The sequence below is a fragment of the Leptolyngbya sp. NIES-2104 genome, from assembly GCF_001485215.1.
Lineage (GTDB): Bacteria > Cyanobacteriota > Cyanobacteriia > Leptolyngbyales > Leptolyngbyaceae > Leptolyngbya.
Window position 1 is genome coordinate 15,315 of the sequence record NZ_BBWW01000002.1, and the last position, 20,702, is coordinate 36,016.

Genomic DNA, 20,702 nt, shown 5'->3' on the forward strand with positions numbered 1-20,702 from the left:
TTAGTGTTCTATAGCATTGAGATTAGAAATACGATCGTCGATCGGGTCAATCCTGTCAGACTGCTTTGGAATCATATATTTTCCAAACAGTGAGTACAAAGCAGGTAGCACGAGCAGTGTCAATGCAGTAGACGTAAATAATCCGCCCAGTACAACCACAGCTAAGGGCTGCAAAATTTCCTTGCCTGCCCCAGATCCAATCACTAGTGGAACCATGCCTAATGCTGATGCCAAGGCGGTTAATAGAATCGCAACTAACCGCTCCATTGAGCCTTCGACAATCACTTGTTTTAGCGGAATGCCTTGAGCTAACTGCTGGTTGTAGTTATCGACTAGCAATAATCCATTTCGAGTTGCCACACCAAACAGGGTAATAAAACCTACCATTGATGCAACCGAAATGATGCCACCGCTAATCGCAACCGAAATCACGCCTCCGATCAGCGCGAGTGGTAAGTTAACCATAATCATGATGGTTGCCGGAATCGATTTTACAGCAAAATACAGCAAAACTGAAATGACTGCAAAAGCTGCGAGTCCAGCGATGATTAAAGTTTGAGTTGCTTTTTCCTGGGCTTGGAACTGTCCCCCAAATTCGACGTAGTAACCGCTTGGTAATTTAACTTGTTTAACGCGATCGCGCACTTCTTGAATCACTGAACCTAAATCTCGCCCGGACACATTCGCCGAAACTACAATCAAGCGCGAAACGTTCTCTCGATTAATCGTACTCGGACCTTCACCATAAACGACTTTGGCAACTTGAGAAAGCGGAATCTTTTGATTGTTAGGGGTATCAACTAGCAAGTTACCAATCACATCCAAGCTGTTCCGATATTGCGCTTGCAACCAAACAACTAAGTTAAAGGTTTGCTGTTTCTCTAGGACTTGTGAAACAGTACGCCCGTTTAATCCCGTCTCGATCGTTTCTGCCAGTTCTCCGATGCTCAAACCATAGCGAGCGGCAGCCTCTCGATCGAACTGAATTTGTATCTGTTTAACGGGCACTTGTGGTTCAAGCTGTAAATCAACTAAGCCCGGAATCCCATTCATAGCCGATTGAACTTGCTGCCCGATCGTGCGAAGTTGTTCGAGTTCAGCGCCATAGATTTTGACAGCGATCGCGCTTCTCACCCCCGATAAAATGTCGTCCATTCGGTGAGAAATAAAGCCACCGATGTTCATCACGACTCCTGGAATCTTTTCGCCTTCTTTTCGCAATGCTTCAATCACTTTGTCTCGTTCTTTCGCACCTTCTTCGCTAATCTCGACATCCATCTCACCAAAGTTCACGCCTGCGACATCGGGATCACCTTGAGCAAAGCCAGACCGGAACTGCATTGACTCAATTCGCTTGTCATTCTTGAACACTTCTTGAAAATCCAAAGCTGCCTGATCTGTTGCTTCTAAGGATTCTCCAGGAAACAGAATAACTGAGTTCACTAACTGACGATCTTGAAATTCTGGGAGAAAGACTTTGCCCAAATTCGGGAGGATAACGAGCGATGCAATAAACCCTGCGATCGCTGCCGTGAGAATGACTTTAGGACAGCGAATCGAGAATCTTAAAGCAGGGCGATAAATCTGATGGACTTTGCGTTCAAGCCAAGTTTCAGCACTGGGTAAACGACGATTCGCAAGTAAAAGCGCACATAAAGCGGGTGTTAGCGTTAATGCGACAACCGTCGATGCCAAAATCGATAAAAGATAAGCGAGTCCCATCGGTGCAAAAATTCGCCCTTCAACGCCAGATAATGCAAAGATCGGCGCGAAGATCACGACAATGATAATGGTTGCGAATAGCACACTGGTTCGCACTTCGATCGAGCCATCAAACACAACCTGCAATGCTGGTTTAGGATTTTCTGCAAGCTGATTCTCTCGCAACCGACGATACACGTTTTCCATATCCACGATCGCATCGTCAACGACTGAGCCGATCGCAACGACTAATCCCCCTAATGTCATTGTATTAATCCCCTGTCCTGTCCAGTTCAGCGCGATCATGCCAACTAACAATGAGACAGGCAATGCACTCAAGCTGATAATCACGGTGCGCCAGTTCATCAAAAATGCAATCAACACAACCGAAACGATGATCACCCCTTCTCGTAGTGCAGCAACAACATTCTCGATCGACAATCCAATGAACAAGTTCTGATCAAACGTCTTAAAAAATTTCACATCCGGCGGCAGTCCCCCTTTGAGATCTTCCATTGCGGCATCGACGGCTTTCACAACAGTGGGCGTATCTGCATTCGGTTGTTTCGTTACGGTTAGAATGACCGATCTCTGACCGCGAAATAGTCCATCGCCTCGTCTCAGTGCGGCTCCAATCTTCACTTCTGCAACTTGTTCAAGTAAGATTGGTGTTCCGTTCAGCGATTTGATCACCGATCGCTTAAGCGGTTCGATCGATTCAATACGTCCAATCCCCCGCACTAAGAATTCCTGATCTGGCGTTGTTAAAAAGCCACCTGGAACATTCACGTTTGCATTCTGAGCCGCTTTCACTACATCATTGAGCGACACATTAAACGCTTTTAGCTTATCGGGATTAATCAGTACTTGATACTGTCGTTCGTCCCCTCCATAAATAAAAGCGTTACTGACTCCCGGAACTGCTAGTAATCGGTTTTTGATATCCCATCCTACTAAGCGTGTCACCTCCATCAACGGCGTTGTGTCTGAAGTGAAGGCATATTTTACTGTCCAGCCCAAAGGTGAACTCACAGGCAAAATTTCTGGCTGATTTACCCCTTGCGGCAAAATGCTCTGTGTTCGCCCTAGTCGTTCGGTGACTAGCTGCCGCGCTCGATAAACATCCGTGTCCCAACTGAAAACCGCTTTGACTGAGGAGATTCCGACGGCAGATGCGGATCGTAAAGAAACCAGTCCAGGCGTTCCATTAATCGCGCTTTCGATCGGGCGAGTGACAAGTGATTCGACTTCTTCGGGTGCGAGTCCGGCAGCTTCGGTTTGAATTTCGACTTGGGGTGGAGCAAACGCCGGAAATACATCTAAGGGCATCTGCGTCATCACTCGCAGTCCCCAAAGGGAGAGGAGAATTGCGGCAAGGACAACCAACCACCGTTGCGCGATCGACCCTCTAACAATCGAATTGAGCATCGGCGAACCACTCCCTAGAAAAATCGTGCTTGTATCCACCCATAACTCATGATCTCAGGAGAATATGAAACAGAGATGAAACCGGGCGCATCTATGAATTGAGAGATTACAAGCGTTTCGATCAGTCTCAACAGCATGACTTGGTGAAATGTTGCACTAGATTATGTAACGGCTCTTGATTGCGCTAGAAATTGGTGAAGCACGGGCGAAGAGTTTGCACTTCGCCAAACCATTGCCAGCTCGACATCGAGCGTTTGGCCTTCAAGCGGTTTGTAGACGACCCCGGCTCGTTGCAAAGTCTGGAGCGAAGCTGGAACAAGCGCAACCCCTAATTCCGCTGCCACTAAGCTAAGGATCGTTTGCATCTGAATCGCTTCTTGAGTGACTTGGGGCATAAATCCTACTTGCTGACATAACCGGATAATCTGATCATGAAAGCCGCTTCCTAGATGACGTGGAGATAAGATGAAGGACTCCTCGGCAAGTGATGCTAATGACAGTTGGGTTTGAGTCGCAAGCGGATGTACCTCTGGCAAGACCGCCACGAACGATTCTTGTAAAACCGTTTCCACGCTGAGTTCAGCATCATTGATGGGCGGACAGAGAAAGCCAATCTGAATGCGATCGTCGTGCAGTGCTTCAAGTTGCTCGCTCGTGGTCATTTCATGCAGCAGCAACCGAACATCAGGAAACTGACGGCGAAATGACCGCACGACATCAGGTAGTAGGCTACATGTGGCAGATCCCACAAATCCGATCGCTAACCGACCCACTTCACCGCGACTGGCACGCTGGGCAACCTCGATCGCTTGCTCAGATTGCACGAGAATCTGTCGTGCCTGCTGTAAGAAGGCTTGTCCTGCTTCAGTCAGTCGAACGGTTCGCTTCGTTCGATACAGCAACTCGACACCGAGTTCTTGTTCGAGTTGACGAATTTGTTGACTGAGCGGCGGCTGAGCGATTTGGAGTCGTTGGGCGGCGTGACCAAAATGAAGTTCCTCAGCGACCGCCACGAAGTACCGCAAGTGTCGAAGTTCCATTGCTGATTAATAGGTTTTAAGTCTTAGTCTAAGACAAAAATCGTATTGGACATATTTATTGGAGCTGCTTAACGTGGAAAGTAAGTTACAGAATCACAGTTGCGCTTTAACTGTATTGGAGGAAACAAATGAACTTAGATAAAAATCGCGTCGCTTCTAAAGTTTGGTTAATTACCGGATGTTCAACAGGGTTCGGACGTGCCTTGGCAGAAGCGGTGTTGAAGCAGGGCGACTTCCTGCTGGCGACTGCTCGCAAACCAGAGCAACTTCACGCTTTGATTAAGCACTATCCAGAAACCGCAAAGGCGATTCGGCTGGATGTCACAGCATCTCAAGACATCCAAGCAGCAGTTGATGCCGCAATCGCTACCTTTGGTCGAATTGATGTGCTAGTCAACAATGCGGGTCATGGATTGATTGCCGCACTTGAAGAAGTTAGCGATGATCAGATTCACCAATTTTTTGAAACCAACTTCTTTGGGGCACTCCGTCTGATGCGAGCGGTCTTGCCTGTGATGCGTCAGCAAGGCAGCGGTCACATTGTGAATCTGTCCTCCACAGCAGGATTCGTCGGATTCGGTGGAAGCAGCCTCTACTGTGGTGCTAAATTTGCTCTGGAAGGTACGTCTGAAGCTCTAGCTAGAGAGGTTGAATCCTTTGGAATCAGAGTTACCTTAATTGAACCTGGAGCATTTCGCACCGATTTTAACGGACGTTCTCTGGCAGCAGCCGAACACTCCATTGATGCCTATGCTGGGGTAAGCGGTGCGTCATTGCAGTGGTTCAAGAAGATGGATGGTCAGCAAACTGGCAATCCAACGAAAGCGGCGCAAGCGATCATTCAAGCTGTGGAAAGTCCTCGTCCTCCAATGCGACTGGCATTAGGCATAGATGCCATGAAGCTGATTCAGGAGAAACTAGAGCAGGTGAAAACGGATTTGGAGGCTTGGCAGGGGGTAACTGTCAGTACTGATTACACAGATAGCAGCAGTGAGGTCATCATTGGTGTAGCTAAGCTCTGAGCTAATTATTCGATCATTACGGTGCATTCTTTGTACTCCCCTGATCAGCAGATCACCCCGTCATCGCTTCGCATAAGCAACTAAGGAAACGCCCAAGACAACGAACACGACTCCGGCAATTCGAGTTGGACTGGCAGCATATTTCGTCAGATCGATAGCTTCGCTACGCGGGTACGCGCTCGCACCGTAATGATCGAGAAACAGAGCCGCAATCATCTGACCTACAATCGTTAACCCTAATGCAAATGCCACTCCAATTCTCGGTGTCGCGAAAATCGTTGACCAAACGTACAACGTGCCCAAGCACCCACCCATTCACATCCGCCATGAGGTTTGGGCTAGAGCAGTGGTTGCAGGAAATGAGTACCACGACAGCAAGCAAATGACAAGCGAGGCTGCTCTGCCATAGCAGCTTGACCAACAAATTAGCAAGTGCAGCATAGATAGTTGCAGAACTCGTTTGAAAGAACCGTTGCACCATTTGAGGATGCTGTGATACCACACTCATCATTAATCGATTAAACTGAATCACCTCTGAGCAACTGATGAAATCGAGAAACATCATGCCAAACTCTGAATCAATGTCAGAGGGATTACACAGAAGTTAGTTCTGATGAGGATTATGATCAGTATCTAAAATCTCTACTTGAGGCTGGATTGCGCTTGACTTCGAGCCACTACCGTTGGAATGAAAGTAAATTTCAGCCTCATGAGGAGTTGCATTTTCTACAGCAGGCTGAAGCCGACGCTGACGACGCGACGACCAGACCGTACCTGCCCAGAAGGTTCCTACTGCGATCGCACCCCCCGCAGGTAAGATTAGCCACCAAGGTAAAGAATTTGAGGCTTGAGCGGTTGTAGTAGGCGTTTCGCTGTGTCCTGCGTCCGCCTTGGTATCTCCTCGTAAGGATTGCGTGTACAGTTGCGGAGCGCGTTGTGTTACAACCTTATCTCCATCGAATAACCCGTTCGTGACTTCAACAAAGTCGCTAGATTCTCGTCCAAGTGTGACATCTGTGGCTTGAAAAGCATTGCCATTCTGCACAAAGACAATTTTCTTTTTATCGTTGGTTTCGACGATCGCTGATTTCGGAACGGCTAACACAGACACCGGAGTACGATCGGTCAGTACTTCGATCTCCGCAAACATTCCCGGCTTTAACGCGCCATCTGCGTTGTCTAGTTCCACTTTCACAGGCACAACACGAGTTTCACCTTGTACGGTTGAACCGACCACGCTAATTCGCCCATTGAAACTGCGATCGGCTAACCCATTGACTTTAACTCGCACAGACTGCCCGACTCGGATCTGATTCAGATCTTTTTCGTAGATGTTGCCGGATGCTTGCACACTGCTGCCATTGACGATCGTTAAAATTCTCTTTCCCGCATCCTGTCCCGATTCTCCGGGAGTCGCTTCTCGATCGGCAATCGCACCGGAAATCGGAGCCGTAATCGTAATCGTGCCATCTTCGTTAGCGTTGGCTCCGAGTTGGCGCAGACGAGTTTCATAAGCCTGTCCGCTCAGTTGCACCCTTGATCGTGCCACCTCTAATGCGGATTGCGCCCGCTTTAATTGTGCCTGAGCTTCCGATACAGCTAAGCGACTTTCTGCCTTTGATAAATTGGCGCGAGCTTCTGCCAGTTTCGTGCCCGATTCGAGCGCTGTCCGTCGCGGCAGTGCGCCTGTTTGAGCCAACTGCTGATCTTTAGTGGATGCTTCTTGAGCGAAATCAAACGCCGATTTTGCCTGTCGAACTTCTTGATCAGTGATGGTACGTTGTCGATCAAGGTTTTCTTGAGCCAGTTGTAAATCTGCCTCTGCTTGTTGAACTGCGCCAGTTGCCTCACTGCGTCGATCGAACGCTGTGGTTCTTAACTGAGCTAAATCTGGACTGGTCATCACTGCTAACGGTTGCCCTGCTGCGACGATATCACCGGGCTTAACGAGCAGCCGTAACAGGGTTCCACCCACTGGAGTTGTGACTTCAACTTGGCGATTTGGCAGCGTTTCGATTTGTCCAGTTGTTTTGATGCCAAATGCCAATCGCTGCCGCATCACAGATTCTACCTTGAAGCCGAGTCGCTGGGCTGTTGCTGCATCGACTTGAACGCTGCCTGATGATTGCGTTGATCCACCCTTAAATTCGTTACCGTGCCCACCATGCGCGAACACAAGCGCAGGACTTCCTACTAACGCTCCTAGTGTCAGCACTGTAGCCGAAAGACGGCGAATCGAGATGGAAACAGAAACAGCAAGACTCGGCATGATGAATCCCAACAGGTCATTAACTCTCTAGTGTGACAGCTAAATGTGAAACAGGAATGAAATCCGCTATTGGTTATACCAAGCTTTGCGCCACTGTTTCATCTGATCGATTTCGGCTTGTTGAGAAGAGATGATCGTGGTTGCTAGCTTCTGAATTTCAGGACGCTTCGACTTTTGTTTGGCATCGTTCGCCATGACGATCGCGCTTTCATGGTGCGGAATCATGGCGTTGATGAAGCGCAGGTCAAACTGATCATCGGCTGCCCCCAAATCCATGTTCATCATCATGCCGTTCATCTGATCCTGAGTCATTGGCATCATGCTTTTCGTCTTACTATCCCACGCCATCGGGGTGTTAGCGGCACTCGCGTACCAAGTTTTCCGCCACTGCTGCATTTGAGCAATCTCTTTGTCCTGATCCGCAATGATCGATTGAGCTAACTTCTTGACTTCAGGACGCTTCGATTTTTGTAATGCTTCTTGCGCCATTTTTACGGCTCCTTGGTGATGGGGAACCATTGCATCGATAAAGCGCAAATCAAAGTTCTCATCGGCTGCTCCTAAATCCATGTTCATCATCATGTTGCCATGCTGCATATTGCCATGATCCATCCCTGGCATTCCTGCCATTGGTGAACCCGTAGCAGTCGGATTTTGATCGGAGGTTGAATTTTGAGCAGAATTTGAGCAAGCTGACAGTCCTCCCATCGCAACGATCGCGCCGATTGAGAGTCCGAGTAATCCTGTTTTGAGTGTTGAGCGATTCATACTTGACCTACAAAATTGATTGATATCTTCATTTATTCTGAACTATCCAGCAGGCTGGAGAGTCAAGGGCAGTAGACCGCAGTTTGAGCGGATTTCTTGCCTTCGGTGTAGCACTAACCGCCCATTCATTCAAGACAGCATAGAAAAATGAAATCAAGATGAAACTGAGCTACGCCTAATGCTAGAAATCTTGAGTCTTTCATCAGAGGGAAGCTACCGCATTAATCTCTATCTAAGCTTAACCTGAAGATTTTAAGTTCAAGCTGAAGTACTATCATTGGAGGGAGATGATATGGCAGAGGTTGGATTATTTTACGGAACACAGACAGGCTATACGCAAACAGCAGCAGAAACAATTCAGCAAGCGTTTGGACAAGATGCGATCGATTTGTATGATATTTCTCGCGCAGAGCCAAGTGATTTTGAGAAGTATTCAGTCATTATCATTGGTTGCCCAACCTGGAATGTCGGTCAACTGCAAGACGACTGGGATAACTTTTTTGAGCAGTTAGATGAAATCGATTTCGGTGGAAAAAAGGTAGCTTACTTCGGTGAAGGCGATCAGGTTGGGTATGCCGATTCGTTTCAAGATGCGATGGGCATTTTAGAAGAAAAGATTTCTGAGCAAGGTGGCGAAACGGTCGGATACTGGTCAACCGAAGGCTACGACTTTACCGAATCGAAAGCGGTGCGGGATGGAAAGTTTGTTGGACTTGCCCTCGACGAAGATAATCAATCCGATTTGAGTGACGATCGGATCAAAACCTGGGTTGCTCAACTCAAACAAGAGCTTAATGCTTGATCCGATACTACAGTGGCTCGATCGATTCGGGGTTGCGATGCTTCACTCCCGTTAGCTTGGATTCTATCGATTTCACCACGATGTACAAAATAGGAACAACAAATAAACTCAAAAACGTTGCCACAAACATTCCGCCAAATACTGCTGTACCGAGTGATCGGCGGCTGGCGGCTCCAGCCCCAGTCGCTATCAACCTACTGTGTATACACATCTCGATTGAAACTCCATCCCGCAAAAAAGGAGTCAAACTGCTGTAGTCCTCGCAGCATCGTTACAATTCCTGGAGGACGCTGACTGCTATAGCCCGTCCATCCCCCTAACCGGGCAATGCACCAAGCAGCCCAAGCTAGGGTCTGGGGCGGATGCGGATTTTGCTGTTTGCGAGTGCGTCCTTGCAAGGTGCATGCTAGCTGGACTAAACACTGTTGTTGGTCAAGGGGGAAAACAACAGCAGCAGGCTGAGTAGCATCGTCGCGTCCTTCCACTAACTGAAGAACCCGCACGGATGCTGAGAGGGCTAAAACACAGAGCGCTTGAATCGCTTGAGCGGATTCGAGTTGAGTGGCTTCAATATCGAGTCCAGTTTGCTTGAGGATGGCAAATAACTGTTCAATGCGCCACCGCCATTGATACCATTTCAGGACTTGCAAGGCTTGTTCCAAGGTTTCGACGCTGTGAGTGGTCAGCAAGCACCAATGCAAGGGTTCGGTGCCCGCAGGAGGACTGACTTCTTGAGCATCCACCACACAAAGCGTGACTGAGGCAGGATACACCTCGCCGCTCAGGCGCTTCGGTCGCTGGATCCTGACTCGACCATAACGGACACTCATGAATGCTTCTCGTGCCGGACGTTTCAATCGCTTGTCTTCTGGCACAACAACCGGATAGCTGCCTTGCACGGATTGTTGTGCCACCTCGACCGAAAGTTTATTGCTCTTGTCCACGAGCGTTCGGTCTTGTCCGACTCGCACTAACAACTGCGCTCCCAACTGCGGCACATCAAACCATTCTTCATAAATGTCAGCTTCTCGGTCGCCGATGTAGGTGACTTGTACTGCTCCGCCAGACTCAAAATGCGGCTGACTACTGACCGCAGATTTAATCCATTTGTACGACTCCTTGGCTTCAATCGGCAATTGTTTGTAGCGTCGTTGTGTTTTATCTAGTCGCTCTACCTCACGATGCCAGATCTGCACCGCACTCAGTCCGAACGGAAATCCACTTTCGGCATCCACGGCTAAGGTCGGATGTAGCCAAAAGCCCAATCCATCGTTGTTCCCCACGCTCCCTAAGTTCTCTGGCTTGCACCGTCCTGCATGAGCCTGCAAATTGATCTCGCTACTGTCGCTGATTGCCAAGATATGCCGCCCTTCCACCTGAGTCTGGCAATGTCGTGCCAAACTCATGCTGAGTTCCGAAGCCGTCACCTCGTCGTTGTTCAGAAAGCGGTAGTATCCCATCTGCTCTGCCCAATTGCGACTAATCGCGCGAATACTCACCGATTGGTGCTGACAAATCGCTTCGTATAAGGCTGCCCCCTTTTTTCCAGGCGTTTATCCCCAAAAGCCGCGCCCTTGAGCGCTTGTGCGTGAATCAATATCGGATTGTCCATCACGGGTTTGACCTCCCATCACACTGCAACCAGTTTACAATCTACTTGTGTATACACGGTAGGTCGCTATCAACAAGGGATAGCTTCCGAGCAAGGTTGAGATAGCTGTCATCAAAATCGGGCGCAATCGTTCTTGAGCAGCTTCTACGACTGCCTGAACTAAAGAGCGCCCTTGCGATCGCAGTTGATTAGCAAATTCCACAATTAGAATTGAATTTTTGCTGGCAAGTCCGATCAGCATCACTAGCCCAACTTGGCAGTATACATCGTTATATAATCCTCTCGATGCTTGAGCCGACAGCGCACCGAGAACCGCAAGTGGCACAGACAGCATGATAATTAAAGGGTCAATAAAATTGTTGTACTGCGCTGCTAGTACAAGGAACACAAAGAAAATTCCTAAACCGAAAATGATTGGTGCTTGTCCTCCGGATTCGAGTTCTTCCAGCGAAATCCCCGACCATTCAAATCCCGTATCAGGTGGAAGAATTTCAGCCGCTAGTTTCTGCATGGCTTGAATGGCTTGCCCAGAACTAAATCCCGGTGCGGCTGTTCCGTTGATCTCAATTGATCGATGCAAGTTGTAGTGATTAATCGTTTGCGCTCCAGTCGTTGGAACAAGCGTGACTAAAGTTTTTAGTGGAATCATTTCACCTCGACGCGATCGCACGTACAGTTGCTCGATACTTTCTGGAGTCGATCGAAACTGCTGATCGGCTTGAACATACACACGATAGATTCGACCAAACGCATTAAAGTCATTCACATAGCGAGAGCCAATGTATGCTTGCAAAGTACTAAAAATTTCATCAACTGAGACTTGTAATGCTTCCGCTTTAGCGCGATCGACTTCTAATAAAAGTTGCGGTGCGTTAGCAGTATAGGTACTGAACACGGATTGTAGTCCAGGTGTCTGATTTGCTTTCTGAACTAACTGGGATTTGATTTGATCGAGCTTTTGGAGATCGGTGGTGGTGCGATCGCTGCGGTCTTGCAGTTGAAACACGAATCCGCCAACGCTGCCTAAACTTTGAATTGTGGGTGGATTAACCGCCAAAACCGGAGCTTGAGGAATTGACATCAATCCTGCTCTGACACGATTCAGAAGCCCGGAAACGCTCTGATCTGGGTTTTGTCGCTCATCCCAAGACTTAAGCGGTGCGAACATAAACCCACGATTTGGAGCATTTCCACTAAATCCCACGCCTCCGACTGCAAAAGTGGCTCGAACTTCTGGAACCTTGAGAAGTTGCTGTTCTGCTTGATCGACAATTTGCTTTGTATAGTTCAAAGAGGTTCCATCGGCTCCCTGAATCAGATTGATGAAGTAGCCTTGATCTTCTTCCGGTAGGAATGACTGAGGTAGTGATAGATAAAGCCAAGCTGTGACACCCAAAGATGCAGTAAAGACTACCATGACGATCGCTCTGATGCGCGTTAGTTTTTCTAACACCTGAGCATATCCTCGACGTGACCAGTCTAAAAACCCATTGAAACGAGCCGCAAGCCACCCTAACCAACCGCTCGGTCTAGGTTGTCGTCGGAGCAGCAATAAAGCAGAGAGCGCAGGCGTTAGCGTTAAAGCGTTGATGGTTGAAATCGTAACCGAAAACGCGATCGTCAATGCAAACTGCTTGTACAACTGACCTGTCACACCTGGGAAAAAGCCAACTGGAATAAAGACCGCCATCAAAACCAGCGAAGTTGCAATCACTGCCCCAAATAGTTCACGCATCGCCTCGATCGTCGCTCGAAACGGACTCAAATTTCTCTCCTGAATCAATCGAGTCACATCTTCAACGATGACGATCGCATCATCTACCACCATGCCAGTCGCAAGCGTTAATCCAAAGAGTGTCAGACTGTTGAGCGAGAAGTTAAAGGCTTTGACAAAAATGAATGTTCCGATCAGCGAAACTGGGATCACGATCGCCGTAATAATCGTGGTTCTCCAGTCTTGCAGGAACACGAAAATCACCAACACAACTAGAATAATTGCCTCAAATAAGCTTCTGACTACTTCCTGAAACGATGCTTCGATGAATAGAGAAGAATCATACGGAATATCGAAAGTCAGTCCAGGCGGAAAATTTTTAGAAAGCCGCTCCATCTCTGATTTGACTGCTGTGGCAATATTCAGAGCATTGCTGCCTGGAATCTGGATCACCTGATACCCAACAGAGACACGACCCCGATAGCTGGTAAATGAACTGTAGTTTTCGGCTCCAAGTTCAACGCGCCCAACATCCTTGAGCCGAACCAATGTTCCATCTGCCTCGGCTTTCAGCACAATTTCTTTAAACTCTGTCGGCTCTCTCAATCTACCGCTTGTTTGCAAGTCAATCTGATACAGTTGCTCGTTTGAAACAGGCGGCTGTCCAATGCTCCCAATCCCAAGCTGGATGTTTTGCTGATTCAGGGCATTAATCACATCTTGAGCTGTCAGATTTCGACTGGCAAGACGATTGGTATCGAGCCAAACGCGCATTGCATAACGTCGTTCACCGAAGGTTAGAATGTTGCCCACGCCCTTAATTCGTCGCAGAGCGTCTAGGATGTAAAGATCGGCATAGTTGCTGATAAAAGTGTCATTGTAGCGATCGCCTTCGCTGTAAAGTGCCATTGCGAGAACGATCGCTGTTGATTGCTTCGAGACGCTGACTCCAGTTTGCTGAACTACTTGTGGCAGTTGGGCTTGAACTTGCAGCACTCGATTCTGAACATCCGATGCCGCTACATCAATGTTATAGCCTTGCTGAAACGTGACTACGATCGTACTCGTTCCATCATTACTGCTCGTCGAAGCCATGTATCTCATGCCTTCAACGCCGTTAATTTGACGTTCTAAGATGGTTGTTACCGTGTCCTCGACGACTTGGGCATTTGCACCCGTATATCTTGCCGTTACTGTAATCTGAACGGGACTGATATCTGGATATTGCTCAACAGGTAGAGTAGGCAGGCTAACAAGTCCGACGACGACCATCACTAAAGCGGTGACGATCGCGAAAACAGGTCGCTTGATGAAAAAATCAGCAAACATACAGCTTATTCAGGTGAGTGGATAATTTAAGATTCAGGTGTAATTGGCATTCCATCCCTAAGCGCCAGCACACCAGACACAATGACTCTTTCTCCTGCACGCAAACCATCCAGAACTTGATAATCGTTACCCTCGATCGCGCCTAATTTCAAGAGTCGCTGTCGTGCCACAAAGCCAGATTGAGCAGGCTCAACGACATACACAAAAGCCTCTCCGCCTAACCGTGTTATGGCTGTTGTGGGAACAACGACACCCGGACGCTGACTTTGGATGATTCTCGCTCGAACAAACTGTTCAGTTCTCAAACGCCCATCAGGATTATCAATCAACGTTTTCACTAAAATCGATTGAGTTGTCCCTGTTGTATTCGGAGCAATGAAGAACACGCGACTCGTTCCCAAGCGCTGTCCGCGATTATCTACTAGCTCAACTAAATCTCCGATATTTACTTGAGAAACCTGCTCGGCTGGAATTGAGAAATTGACTTCTAGTGCAGTATTATCAACAATCGTCACGATCTGAGTCGAAGGATCGACTAGATCGCCAACCTTTGCGGGAATTTCTCCCACTGTTCCCTGAAAGGGCGCTGTGATTTGAAAGAACTGAAGCTGAACTTGCTGTTCCTGAGTGCGCGATCGCGCTTCTTGCACCCCTTTTTCTGCCTGAAGCACCGTTGCCTGCTGTGCTTGAGTTTGTTCTTCAACCGCGCCGAGACTTGCTCTCGCCACTTCTAGTCGATTGGCATACTGATCACGAGTTTGCTGTGAAATTGCGCCTGCTGCTGCTAACTGAGAATAACGGTTGTAGTCTTGTTGAGCCAGCTTCACATCAGATAGTTTCGATCGCTGTTCTGCTTCGAGCGATCGCAAGGTCGCTCTAGCTGTCGCCACTTCTGCCTGAGCCGATTCGGTTGCTGCACTATTACTGTTGACGGCTGCTTGTTGTTGAGCCGGATCAACTTGAGCTAAAACCGTTCCAGCGCTGACCTGCGCTCCTGGCGTAACAAGAATACGGGTGACTCGTCCTTGAATCTGGGGACGCAGCGTGACAGAACGACGCGATCGCAGATTGGCAATCAACTCCGATCGTTCTTGCAGCAGGCGCGATTGTAGGGTTAGAGTTTTAACAGGCATTGAAGGCGGCGGGGCAGTAGTTGGAACTGGCTCCCGCCTTGCCAGAACTTGCCAAACTCCTAAACCTCCGCCACCAAGCAACAATAATCCAAGCAGCCACCACATACGAGCGCGACGAGAGCGAGATACCTTTTCAGAGGGCGAATCTGTGGCTGAAAAGTTAGATGAATCCATGATTTGATTGTTCGATAAACAGCTTGCTTTTGAAAAGCGATTGGATTACTCAGCAACTCGCACCACAAAAGGAACTGTGATCACTTGCCCACGACGTTGAAACTGCGCCCAAATTTTGTACAGTCCAGCGCGAGGAAAGCGAGTATGGGCACTAATTTGGGAGGTGCTAGAGTGAGAAGCGTGATCCGTCGAAGAATCTGCATGACTGGAGATCGAAGGCTCATGATGATCCATTGGATGAACGTGCAGAAACTCGCTGCCGTCCTCGCTGATGATAACGAAATGAGCGAGAGCGCCCAAATAGGGTTGAAGATCAGTCACGGGCTGATGAGTTTGCTCATCTTCAACCGCAAAATCGAGCATGATTGCTTCACCTGCGCGTAATGGTTGGTTCGCTGTCAGGGTGAATCGCAAGCCGTTCACGCTTTTAGTCAGGATGTCATCTTCAATCAGTGCGATCGCTGCTCGTGCTTCTCCAGCAATGTGTAGGTTCAGTTGATCTACAATTTGATCAGAATTAATCGGCGTGTAATCCGCATAAAGCCGATATTGTCCTGCTTGCGGAAAAGTGTAGACAAGACGAAACCGACCCTCTGCTTCTTGCTCTGGATGTAAATGATAGAACTCGCTGAGATCTTCAGAAACAACGAGCAAATGAATCGCTTGCTCATGCACAATCTTTAGATCCTGTGCAATTTCCCCATTCGAGTTCCGAATTGTGAATGCCAGTTCTACGGGTTCACCTGCTTGAATGTGAATAGGCTTAGATTCAAACTCAATGTAATAAGCGAGTCGCTGAATCTCGATCGTTGCATTGTGATGTACGGTCATGACTCTAATCCTCCAACAATGACTTTAATTTCCTGAAGTTTCTTTGATAAGACAACGAAGCTTACTGTGCTTGATTTGGCTTGCTTTCTTGCACCTGTACAACGGCGGGCGACAATGTTTCCAAAGCTCTCATCGGCTGAATATTCGCCTCTGACAATGAAGAGAAGGTCAACATTCCGCCCATTACCGCCATGATCGCGTTCTCAGCAAAGCTCACGACACCCAACGGTGCTTTAGAATTGCCACCCACACAAGCACAATTCAATGCCAGCTTATCGATGTAAACTGCTTTGAACACTGAAACTGCTCCGCTAACCCCGACAACTAATGAGCTAATGCCAGTCGCCAACGGTGCAACACCAGACAGAAATCCAAGTCCGATCAACAACTCAGCAAACGGGTAGATCTTTCCGTAAGGCTTAAAGCGCTTGGTGACGAGATCATACTTCTCGAAACTCTCAGAAAACGAATTCAGATCCATCAGCTTAAGAGAAGCTAGCATCGAGAGTGAAAAACCCATAAATCCAGGAATTCCAAGCGATGTTGCTAGTGCTATTAATCCAGCCGTTGAGAAGACTGCGGCGACTGGTGTGTAAGAATATTCAGCTTTTTCAGCTTCGACTTTCAGCCGTTCTGCGAGATCGGTATAGCCTCCGATTCGATCTGAACCAAAGAAAATCTGAGGTGTCGTTGCAACCCCATGTTTTGCTTTAAATTGATCGACTTCTTCACGCGATCGCAGTTTCACATCCTCAAATTCGATGCCTTGCTCTTGAAGTAGCTTGATCGCTCGAAGCCCCCAAGGGCACTCATGCTCAGGCATTGACATCCGATAAATCTTGACATTCCTTGCGTTCGTTTCCGCTGTTTTACTGTTCAGCATCGTCATGACAAATCTCTCAAAAATAGTTAGGGAGTAGTATTGAAAGCTTCAGAGAATGATCGCGGTTTCCGATCTGCAAATGTGTGATGCTTCAAAGCGCCGTACACTTGCAGAACCAAGATTCTTTTCTCAACTGCTTATTACTGTAAAGTGTCTGGTCAACTGGAGAGTCAAGGGGTATTTCAAAGAATTTTGAAACAGTAGCGATCGCCTTTTTTGTAGCCTTTCAGTAATTTCAAGCCACATTCTTACGGGTAAAATTGCGCTCTACCCATCGATAGGTAGAGAAACGAGATTTGTCATTTACTTCTTTTCTTTGAACAGTTAGTTAGACGAGATTGATTTCAGTGGCAGAAAGGTGGAATCAAAAGCAGACGGGACGGAGAGTTTGTTGAACTTGCCCTCGACAGAGATACTCAATCAGACTTGAGCGGCGATCGTATTAAAGCCTGGGTTACTCAGCTAGAGCAAAAACTTGGAGGATGAGCAGTACGGATTTGGGTTAAGACCCAGAGCAATGTGATGAGTTGTTTTAACGCATAGTGAAAAACTCTTCTCCTAGCGAGGGATGAATGCCGATCGCTTGATCAAAGTGCTTCTTGGTGACTCCTGCTTTCATCGCAGGCGCAACCATTTGAATAATCTCACTTGCATATTCACCCACCATGTGAGCGCCTAAAACTCGGTCGGAGTGCTGATCAATCACAAGTTTGAGCAATGCTTCTTGCTTTGATTCCCCGATGAGATTAAATAACGGTTGAAACGTTTTGCGGTAGCATCGAACCGCATTCCCAAACTTCTCGCGGGCTTGCGTTTCGCTCAATCCGATTGTTGCGGCTTCAGGTTTTGTCGAGATGACAGCAGGAATATTCTTGTAGCTAACAGCACAAGTCTGATTACCAAATTCGGTATCAGCAAATGCACGCCCGGATGCGATCGCAACCGGAGTCCAATGTGGGCGGAGGGTACAGTCTCCAACAGCGAAAATATTGGGCTGCGAGGTGCAACTATATCCATCAACAGCAATTGCGCCTCGATCGAGGTCAATATTAATCTGCTCTAAGTTGAGTTCATCTAAGTTAGGCGTGCGCTCCTCAATCCAAACAACCGTCGTCGCAGAAATCTTATCTACTTCACCAGAGAGACTAATATTGATACAGGACTGTTCGCGCTCAAGTTTTTGCACTTGCGATCGACATAGAATCTGAAACCCAAGCGGGTCTATCGCCTGAATTATGCAGAGGTAGAATCTAAGTGCCAGCAAACGAGATAGCGTAACCTCGTGCGGTTCTCGTTGCTTGAAAGGCTGATGGGTTTAAGAAAAGAGGATTCTACATTACGTTTGCTCTAACTTAAAATTCATCCAAATTTTATTTACTTAAACCTGAAATAAAGCATTCACTTCTCTTTAAGGGCATCCTATCAAGTAATGTTTCGAGAAAGTGAAACGAGATGAATCGTACTTGGCTCAGTTTGGGATTGATGGGGATGGGGTTGATAGTCAGTGTCGATCTCAGTTCGGCTCAAACCGTCGTACCGGATAGAACACTGAATACGATCGTCAATACTTCAAACAATCGTGACTTCACCATCACCAATGGCACCGCAGCAGGCAGCAACCTTTTCCATAGCTTCCGCGAATTCTCGATTCCAACAGGCGGTTCTGCCACTTTTGATCTGGTTAACACGCCTAATATTTCCACGATTCTTAGTCGAGTAACTGGTAGCAATGTTTCTAGCATTGATGGACTAATCAAAACCAGTAACAGCATCAATCCAGTGAGTTTATTTCTCCTCAATCCCAATGGCATCCTCTTTGGGACAAATGCTCGACTCGACATCGGTGGATCGTTCATTGGCACAACTGCTACCAGTGTCAAGTTTGTCGATGGTGCAGAGTTTGCAGCAGATCCGAGTATTGCACCGCTCTTGACGATGAGTGTGCCGATCGGTCTGCAAATGGGGCGAAATCCAGGTACGATCGCGGTTAACGGAACCGGACACACGCTGCAATTGCCAAGTACTTATGCACCCGTAATTAGAACCAGCCCACCCACATCAGGATTACAGGTCAAGCCGAATCGAACTCTGGCACTCGTCGGAGGCAATGTGACGCTAGATGGTGGCGTTCTGTCAGCCCCGCAGGGAAGGCTAGAGATCATCAGTGGTAGCAGTGGCAGCGTCAGCTTAGCACCCGTTGCTCAAGGCTGGGATTTGAATGCAGATTCCCTGCAAGCTGATCGAGATATTTCGCTCACGAATCGATCGTCGCTCGATGCAAGTGGAGCAGGCAACACGGCTCTTCAGCTTGTCGGCAAGACGATTCAGATTCGCAATGGCTCGATCGCACTCATGGTGACTCAGGGATCTCAACCGCCCGGCAGTTTTCAGATTAAAGCGTCCGAAGCCTTTCAACTCTCTGGACTAGATCGATCCGGCAGGTTTGGTAGCTATGTGATCAATGATGTCTTTGCTGGAACCGGGGCAGACATGACGATCGTGGCTCCTCAGATCAGGCTATCGGAGACAGCGATGGTTCACGCGAGAGCCTTTGGCAGAAGTCAAGCGGGGAATGTTGCAATCAAGGCATCTACGATTCAACTTGATGGACAAGCCGACACCAATCCGACAATCCGCACTAGACTTGCTGCTTCAACATTGGGTCAGAGCAATGCAGGAATCTTCACGATTTCAGCGGATCAACTCCTCGTTCTCAATAGTGCAATTATTTCATCTTCTAACCTTGGCAGCGGACGGGGTGGAGATATGCTCGTGGTTGCCAATACGGTCAAGGTTGATGGCTTTAGTCCACTCACTCGACAGCCTAGCCTATTGACTGTCGCTGCTTTAGGAGCAGGGAACGCAGGTAAATTGAGCATCAATACCCAAGAATTAAGCGTGACTCGTGGGGGCAATATCAACACCTCAACGCTGGCGAGCGGCAATGCTGGCAGCTTGGAGATCACTGCGACTCGCTCGATCGAAGTGAGTGGGGGGGTGCCGTCTTTGAGCGGCGAGGCCGAGGTGAGTGTAATCGCGTCGGCGGCAAGTGTGGTTTCTCCCGAAATTCAACGAGTCCTGGCATTGCCACCGATCCCAAGTGGTGCAGCGGGCAGTCTGACCCTCAACACGCCATCGTTGAGCATCCTAGATGGCGCGACGGTCAAGGTTGATAACCAGGGGTTAGGAAACGCTGGGACTTTGAACATCAATGCGAACTCTATCTACTTGAACGGAGGCAGCACGATCGCAGCGGTGACAGCGGTCGGCGATGGCGGCAACCTCTCCCTAACGGCTCAAACACTCTTACTGCGCGATCGCGCTTCGATTACGGCAACAGCAGGCGGAGCAGGCAACGGCGGCAATATTACGATTCAGTCTCCGATCGTGCTGGGATTAGGAAACAGTGACATTGTTGCGAATGCGGACAGGGGGCAAGGGGGCAATATNGCCATCACGACTCAAGGTATCTTTGGCTTGCAGAACCGCGATCGCCTCACACCCGCCAGCGACATCACCGCCAGTTCCNAATTTGGCATTAANGGAACTGTTCAAGTCAACAATGTTGGCGTTGACCCCAACGCTGGCTTAGTCGAACTCTCAGACACCCTGATTGATCAAACCCAACAACTGACAGCAGGATGTTCCTCGAATCAAGGCAGCAGTTTTGTGATGACGGGACGCGGGGGCATCCCAATGAATCCGCTTGACCAAACAGCAGGTCGCCATCGCACTTGGACAGATCTGCGTTCTCTCTCTCTAAGCAATCAATCTGTCAGGGCTGAATCAACTTTACCATTAGTGGAAGCCACGACTTGGAAACGCGATCTCAGTGGGAGAGTTCAACTGATTGCAGAAAGCCCTATACCATCGACGCAGACTGCGACTTGTGCAGGAGGTGATCGCTAGGAGGAAGTGAGATCGTAACAGGGCGGGGGCACTCTACAGAACCCTTTCTCTTGAAATAGAAAGCTGTGAATCGTGCAGTCATTGGTC

15 protein-coding genes and 1 pseudogene are annotated in these 20,702 nt (G+C 48.3%); 3 read left to right on the forward strand and 13 right to left on the reverse strand.

Going from position 1 to position 20,702, the window contains the following annotated elements; translation table 11 throughout:
- Window positions 1–3,129 (reverse strand): efflux RND transporter permease subunit, encoded by a 3,129-nt coding sequence (locus NIES2104_RS27420; RefSeq protein ID WP_059002358.1) that lies wholly within the window; start codon window positions 3,127–3,129, stop codon window positions 1–3.
- Between the two features lie 161 nt (window positions 3,130–3,290).
- Entirely contained in the window at window positions 3,291–4,169 is an 879-nt protein-coding gene (locus NIES2104_RS27425) for a LysR family transcriptional regulator (RefSeq protein ID WP_059002118.1), read from the reverse strand.
- A 128-nt stretch (window positions 4,170–4,297) separates the two neighbouring features.
- Here NIES2104_RS27425 and NIES2104_RS27430 point away from each other — a divergent pair, with 128 nt between their 5' ends.
- On the forward strand, window positions 4,298–5,191 hold the full coding sequence (locus tag NIES2104_RS27430) for an oxidoreductase (RefSeq protein WP_059002119.1): 894 nt from the start codon (window positions 4,298–4,300) through the stop codon (window positions 5,189–5,191).
- A 60-nt stretch (window positions 5,192–5,251) separates the two neighbouring features.
- On the opposite strand, the gene NIES2104_RS33125 is transcribed toward NIES2104_RS27430, so the two are convergent.
- The 4 genes and pseudogenes from NIES2104_RS33125 to NIES2104_RS27445 all read right to left on the reverse strand — a co-directional run bounded on the left by NIES2104_RS33125 (window position 5,252) and on the right by NIES2104_RS27445 (window position 8,228).
- Window positions 5,252–5,506, reverse strand: a complete 255-nt coding sequence (locus NIES2104_RS33125; protein WP_225895328.1) for a DMT family transporter — start codon at window positions 5,504–5,506, stop codon at window positions 5,252–5,254.
- A 106-nt stretch (window positions 5,507–5,612) separates the two neighbouring features.
- A pseudogene (locus tag NIES2104_RS33845) lies at window positions 5,613–5,756 on the reverse strand (TetR/AcrR family transcriptional regulator C-terminal domain-containing protein); the annotation flags it as partial.
- A 39-nt stretch (window positions 5,757–5,795) separates the two neighbouring features.
- Complete coding sequence (locus NIES2104_RS27440; protein WP_059002120.1) at window positions 5,796–7,460, reverse strand: efflux RND transporter periplasmic adaptor subunit; 1,665 nt, start codon at window positions 7,458–7,460, stop codon at window positions 5,796–5,798.
- A 66-nt stretch (window positions 7,461–7,526) separates the two neighbouring features.
- Window positions 7,527–8,228, reverse strand: a complete 702-nt coding sequence (locus NIES2104_RS27445) for a DUF305 domain-containing protein (protein WP_059002121.1) — start codon at window positions 8,226–8,228, stop codon at window positions 7,527–7,529.
- Window positions 8,229–8,520: 292 nt separating this feature from the next.
- Here NIES2104_RS27445 and fldA point away from each other — a divergent pair, with 292 nt between their 5' ends.
- Window positions 8,521–9,030 carry a flavodoxin FldA gene (fldA, locus tag NIES2104_RS27450; protein WP_059002122.1) on the forward strand — a complete coding sequence of 170 codons (510 nt, stop codon included), beginning with the start codon at window positions 8,521–8,523 and terminating at the stop codon, window positions 9,028–9,030.
- Between the two features lie 7 nt (window positions 9,031–9,037).
- On the opposite strand, the gene NIES2104_RS32025 is transcribed toward fldA, so the two are convergent.
- The 7 genes from NIES2104_RS32025 to NIES2104_RS27480 form a co-directional block, all read right to left on the reverse strand.
- A complete protein-coding gene (locus tag NIES2104_RS32025) occupies window positions 9,038–9,241 on the reverse strand; it encodes an efflux RND transporter permease subunit (protein WP_263971064.1) in 204 nt (67 codons plus the stop codon).
- Window positions 9,225–10,490 (reverse strand): IS4 family transposase, encoded by a 1,266-nt coding sequence (locus NIES2104_RS27455; protein ID WP_059002359.1) that lies wholly within the window; start codon window positions 10,488–10,490, stop codon window positions 9,225–9,227. Before NIES2104_RS27455 ends, NIES2104_RS32025 begins: the two co-directional genes overlap by 17 nt.
- Window positions 10,491–10,676: 186 nt before the next feature.
- On the reverse strand, window positions 10,677–13,685 hold the full coding sequence (locus tag NIES2104_RS27460; protein ID WP_082690153.1) for an efflux RND transporter permease subunit: 3,009 nt from the start codon (window positions 13,683–13,685) through the stop codon (window positions 10,677–10,679).
- 26 nt (window positions 13,686–13,711) lie between these two features.
- On the reverse strand, window positions 13,712–14,992 hold the full coding sequence (locus tag NIES2104_RS27465) for an efflux RND transporter periplasmic adaptor subunit (protein WP_059002123.1): 1,281 nt from the start codon (window positions 14,990–14,992) through the stop codon (window positions 13,712–13,714).
- A 45-nt stretch (window positions 14,993–15,037) separates the two neighbouring features.
- Window positions 15,038–15,823, reverse strand: a complete 786-nt coding sequence (locus NIES2104_RS27470; protein WP_059002124.1) for a hypothetical protein — start codon at window positions 15,821–15,823, stop codon at window positions 15,038–15,040.
- A gap of 61 nt (window positions 15,824–15,884) precedes the next feature.
- Window positions 15,885–16,712 carry a glutaredoxin gene (locus NIES2104_RS27475; protein ID WP_059002125.1) on the reverse strand — a complete coding sequence of 276 codons (828 nt, stop codon included), beginning with the start codon at window positions 16,710–16,712 and terminating at the stop codon, window positions 15,885–15,887.
- 526 nt (window positions 16,713–17,238) lie between these two features.
- Window positions 17,239–17,970 carry an FAD-dependent oxidoreductase gene (locus tag NIES2104_RS27480; RefSeq protein WP_225895329.1) on the reverse strand — a complete coding sequence of 244 codons (732 nt, stop codon included), beginning with the start codon at window positions 17,968–17,970 and terminating at the stop codon, window positions 17,239–17,241.
- Window positions 17,971–18,158: 188 nt separating this feature from the next.
- Here NIES2104_RS27480 and NIES2104_RS27485 point away from each other — a divergent pair, with 188 nt between their 5' ends.
- Entirely contained in the window at window positions 18,159–20,615 is a 2,457-nt protein-coding gene (locus NIES2104_RS27485) for a filamentous hemagglutinin N-terminal domain-containing protein (RefSeq protein ID WP_059002126.1), read from the forward strand.
- The last annotated feature ends 87 nt before the right edge of the window (window positions 20,616–20,702 follow it).

Bases quoted from the DNA above. Each gene is read 5' to 3' on its own strand.
- NIES2104_RS27430 (WP_059002119.1), top strand. From the start codon at position 4,298: ATGAACTTAGATAAAAATCGCGTCGCTTCTAAAGTTTGGTTAATTACC.
- NIES2104_RS27470 (WP_059002124.1), bottom strand. From the start codon at position 15,823: ATGACCGTACATCACAATGCAACGATCGAGATTCAGCGACTCGCTTAT.
- NIES2104_RS27445 (WP_059002121.1), bottom strand. From the start codon at position 8,228: ATGAATCGCTCAACACTCAAAACAGGATTACTCGGACTCTCAATCGGC.
- NIES2104_RS27475 (WP_059002125.1), bottom strand. From the start codon at position 16,712: ATGACGATGCTGAACAGTAAAACAGCGGAAACGAACGCAAGGAATGTC.
- NIES2104_RS33125 (WP_225895328.1), bottom strand. From the start codon at position 5,506: ATGGGTGGGTGCTTGGGCACGTTGTACGTTTGGTCAACGATTTTCGCG.
- NIES2104_RS27425 (WP_059002118.1), bottom strand. From the start codon at position 4,169: ATGGAACTTCGACACTTGCGGTACTTCGTGGCGGTCGCTGAGGAACTT.
- NIES2104_RS27460 (WP_082690153.1), bottom strand. From the start codon at position 13,685: ATGTTTGCTGATTTTTTCATCAAGCGACCTGTTTTCGCGATCGTCACC.
- NIES2104_RS27440 (WP_059002120.1), bottom strand. From the start codon at position 7,460: ATGCCGAGTCTTGCTGTTTCTGTTTCCATCTCGATTCGCCGTCTTTCG.
- fldA (WP_059002122.1), top strand. From the start codon at position 8,521: ATGGCAGAGGTTGGATTATTTTACGGAACACAGACAGGCTATACGCAA.
- NIES2104_RS27455 (WP_059002359.1), bottom strand. From the start codon at position 10,490: ATGGGATACTACCGCTTTCTGAACAACGACGAGGTGACGGCTTCGGAA.
- NIES2104_RS27420 (WP_059002358.1), bottom strand. From the start codon at position 3,129: ATGCTCAATTCGATTGTTAGAGGGTCGATCGCGCAACGGTGGTTGGTT.
- NIES2104_RS27465 (WP_059002123.1), bottom strand. From the start codon at position 14,992: ATGGATTCATCTAACTTTTCAGCCACAGATTCGCCCTCTGAAAAGGTA.
- NIES2104_RS32025 (WP_263971064.1), bottom strand. From the start codon at position 9,241: ATGTGTATACACAGTAGGTTGATAGCGACTGGGGCTGGAGCCGCCAGC.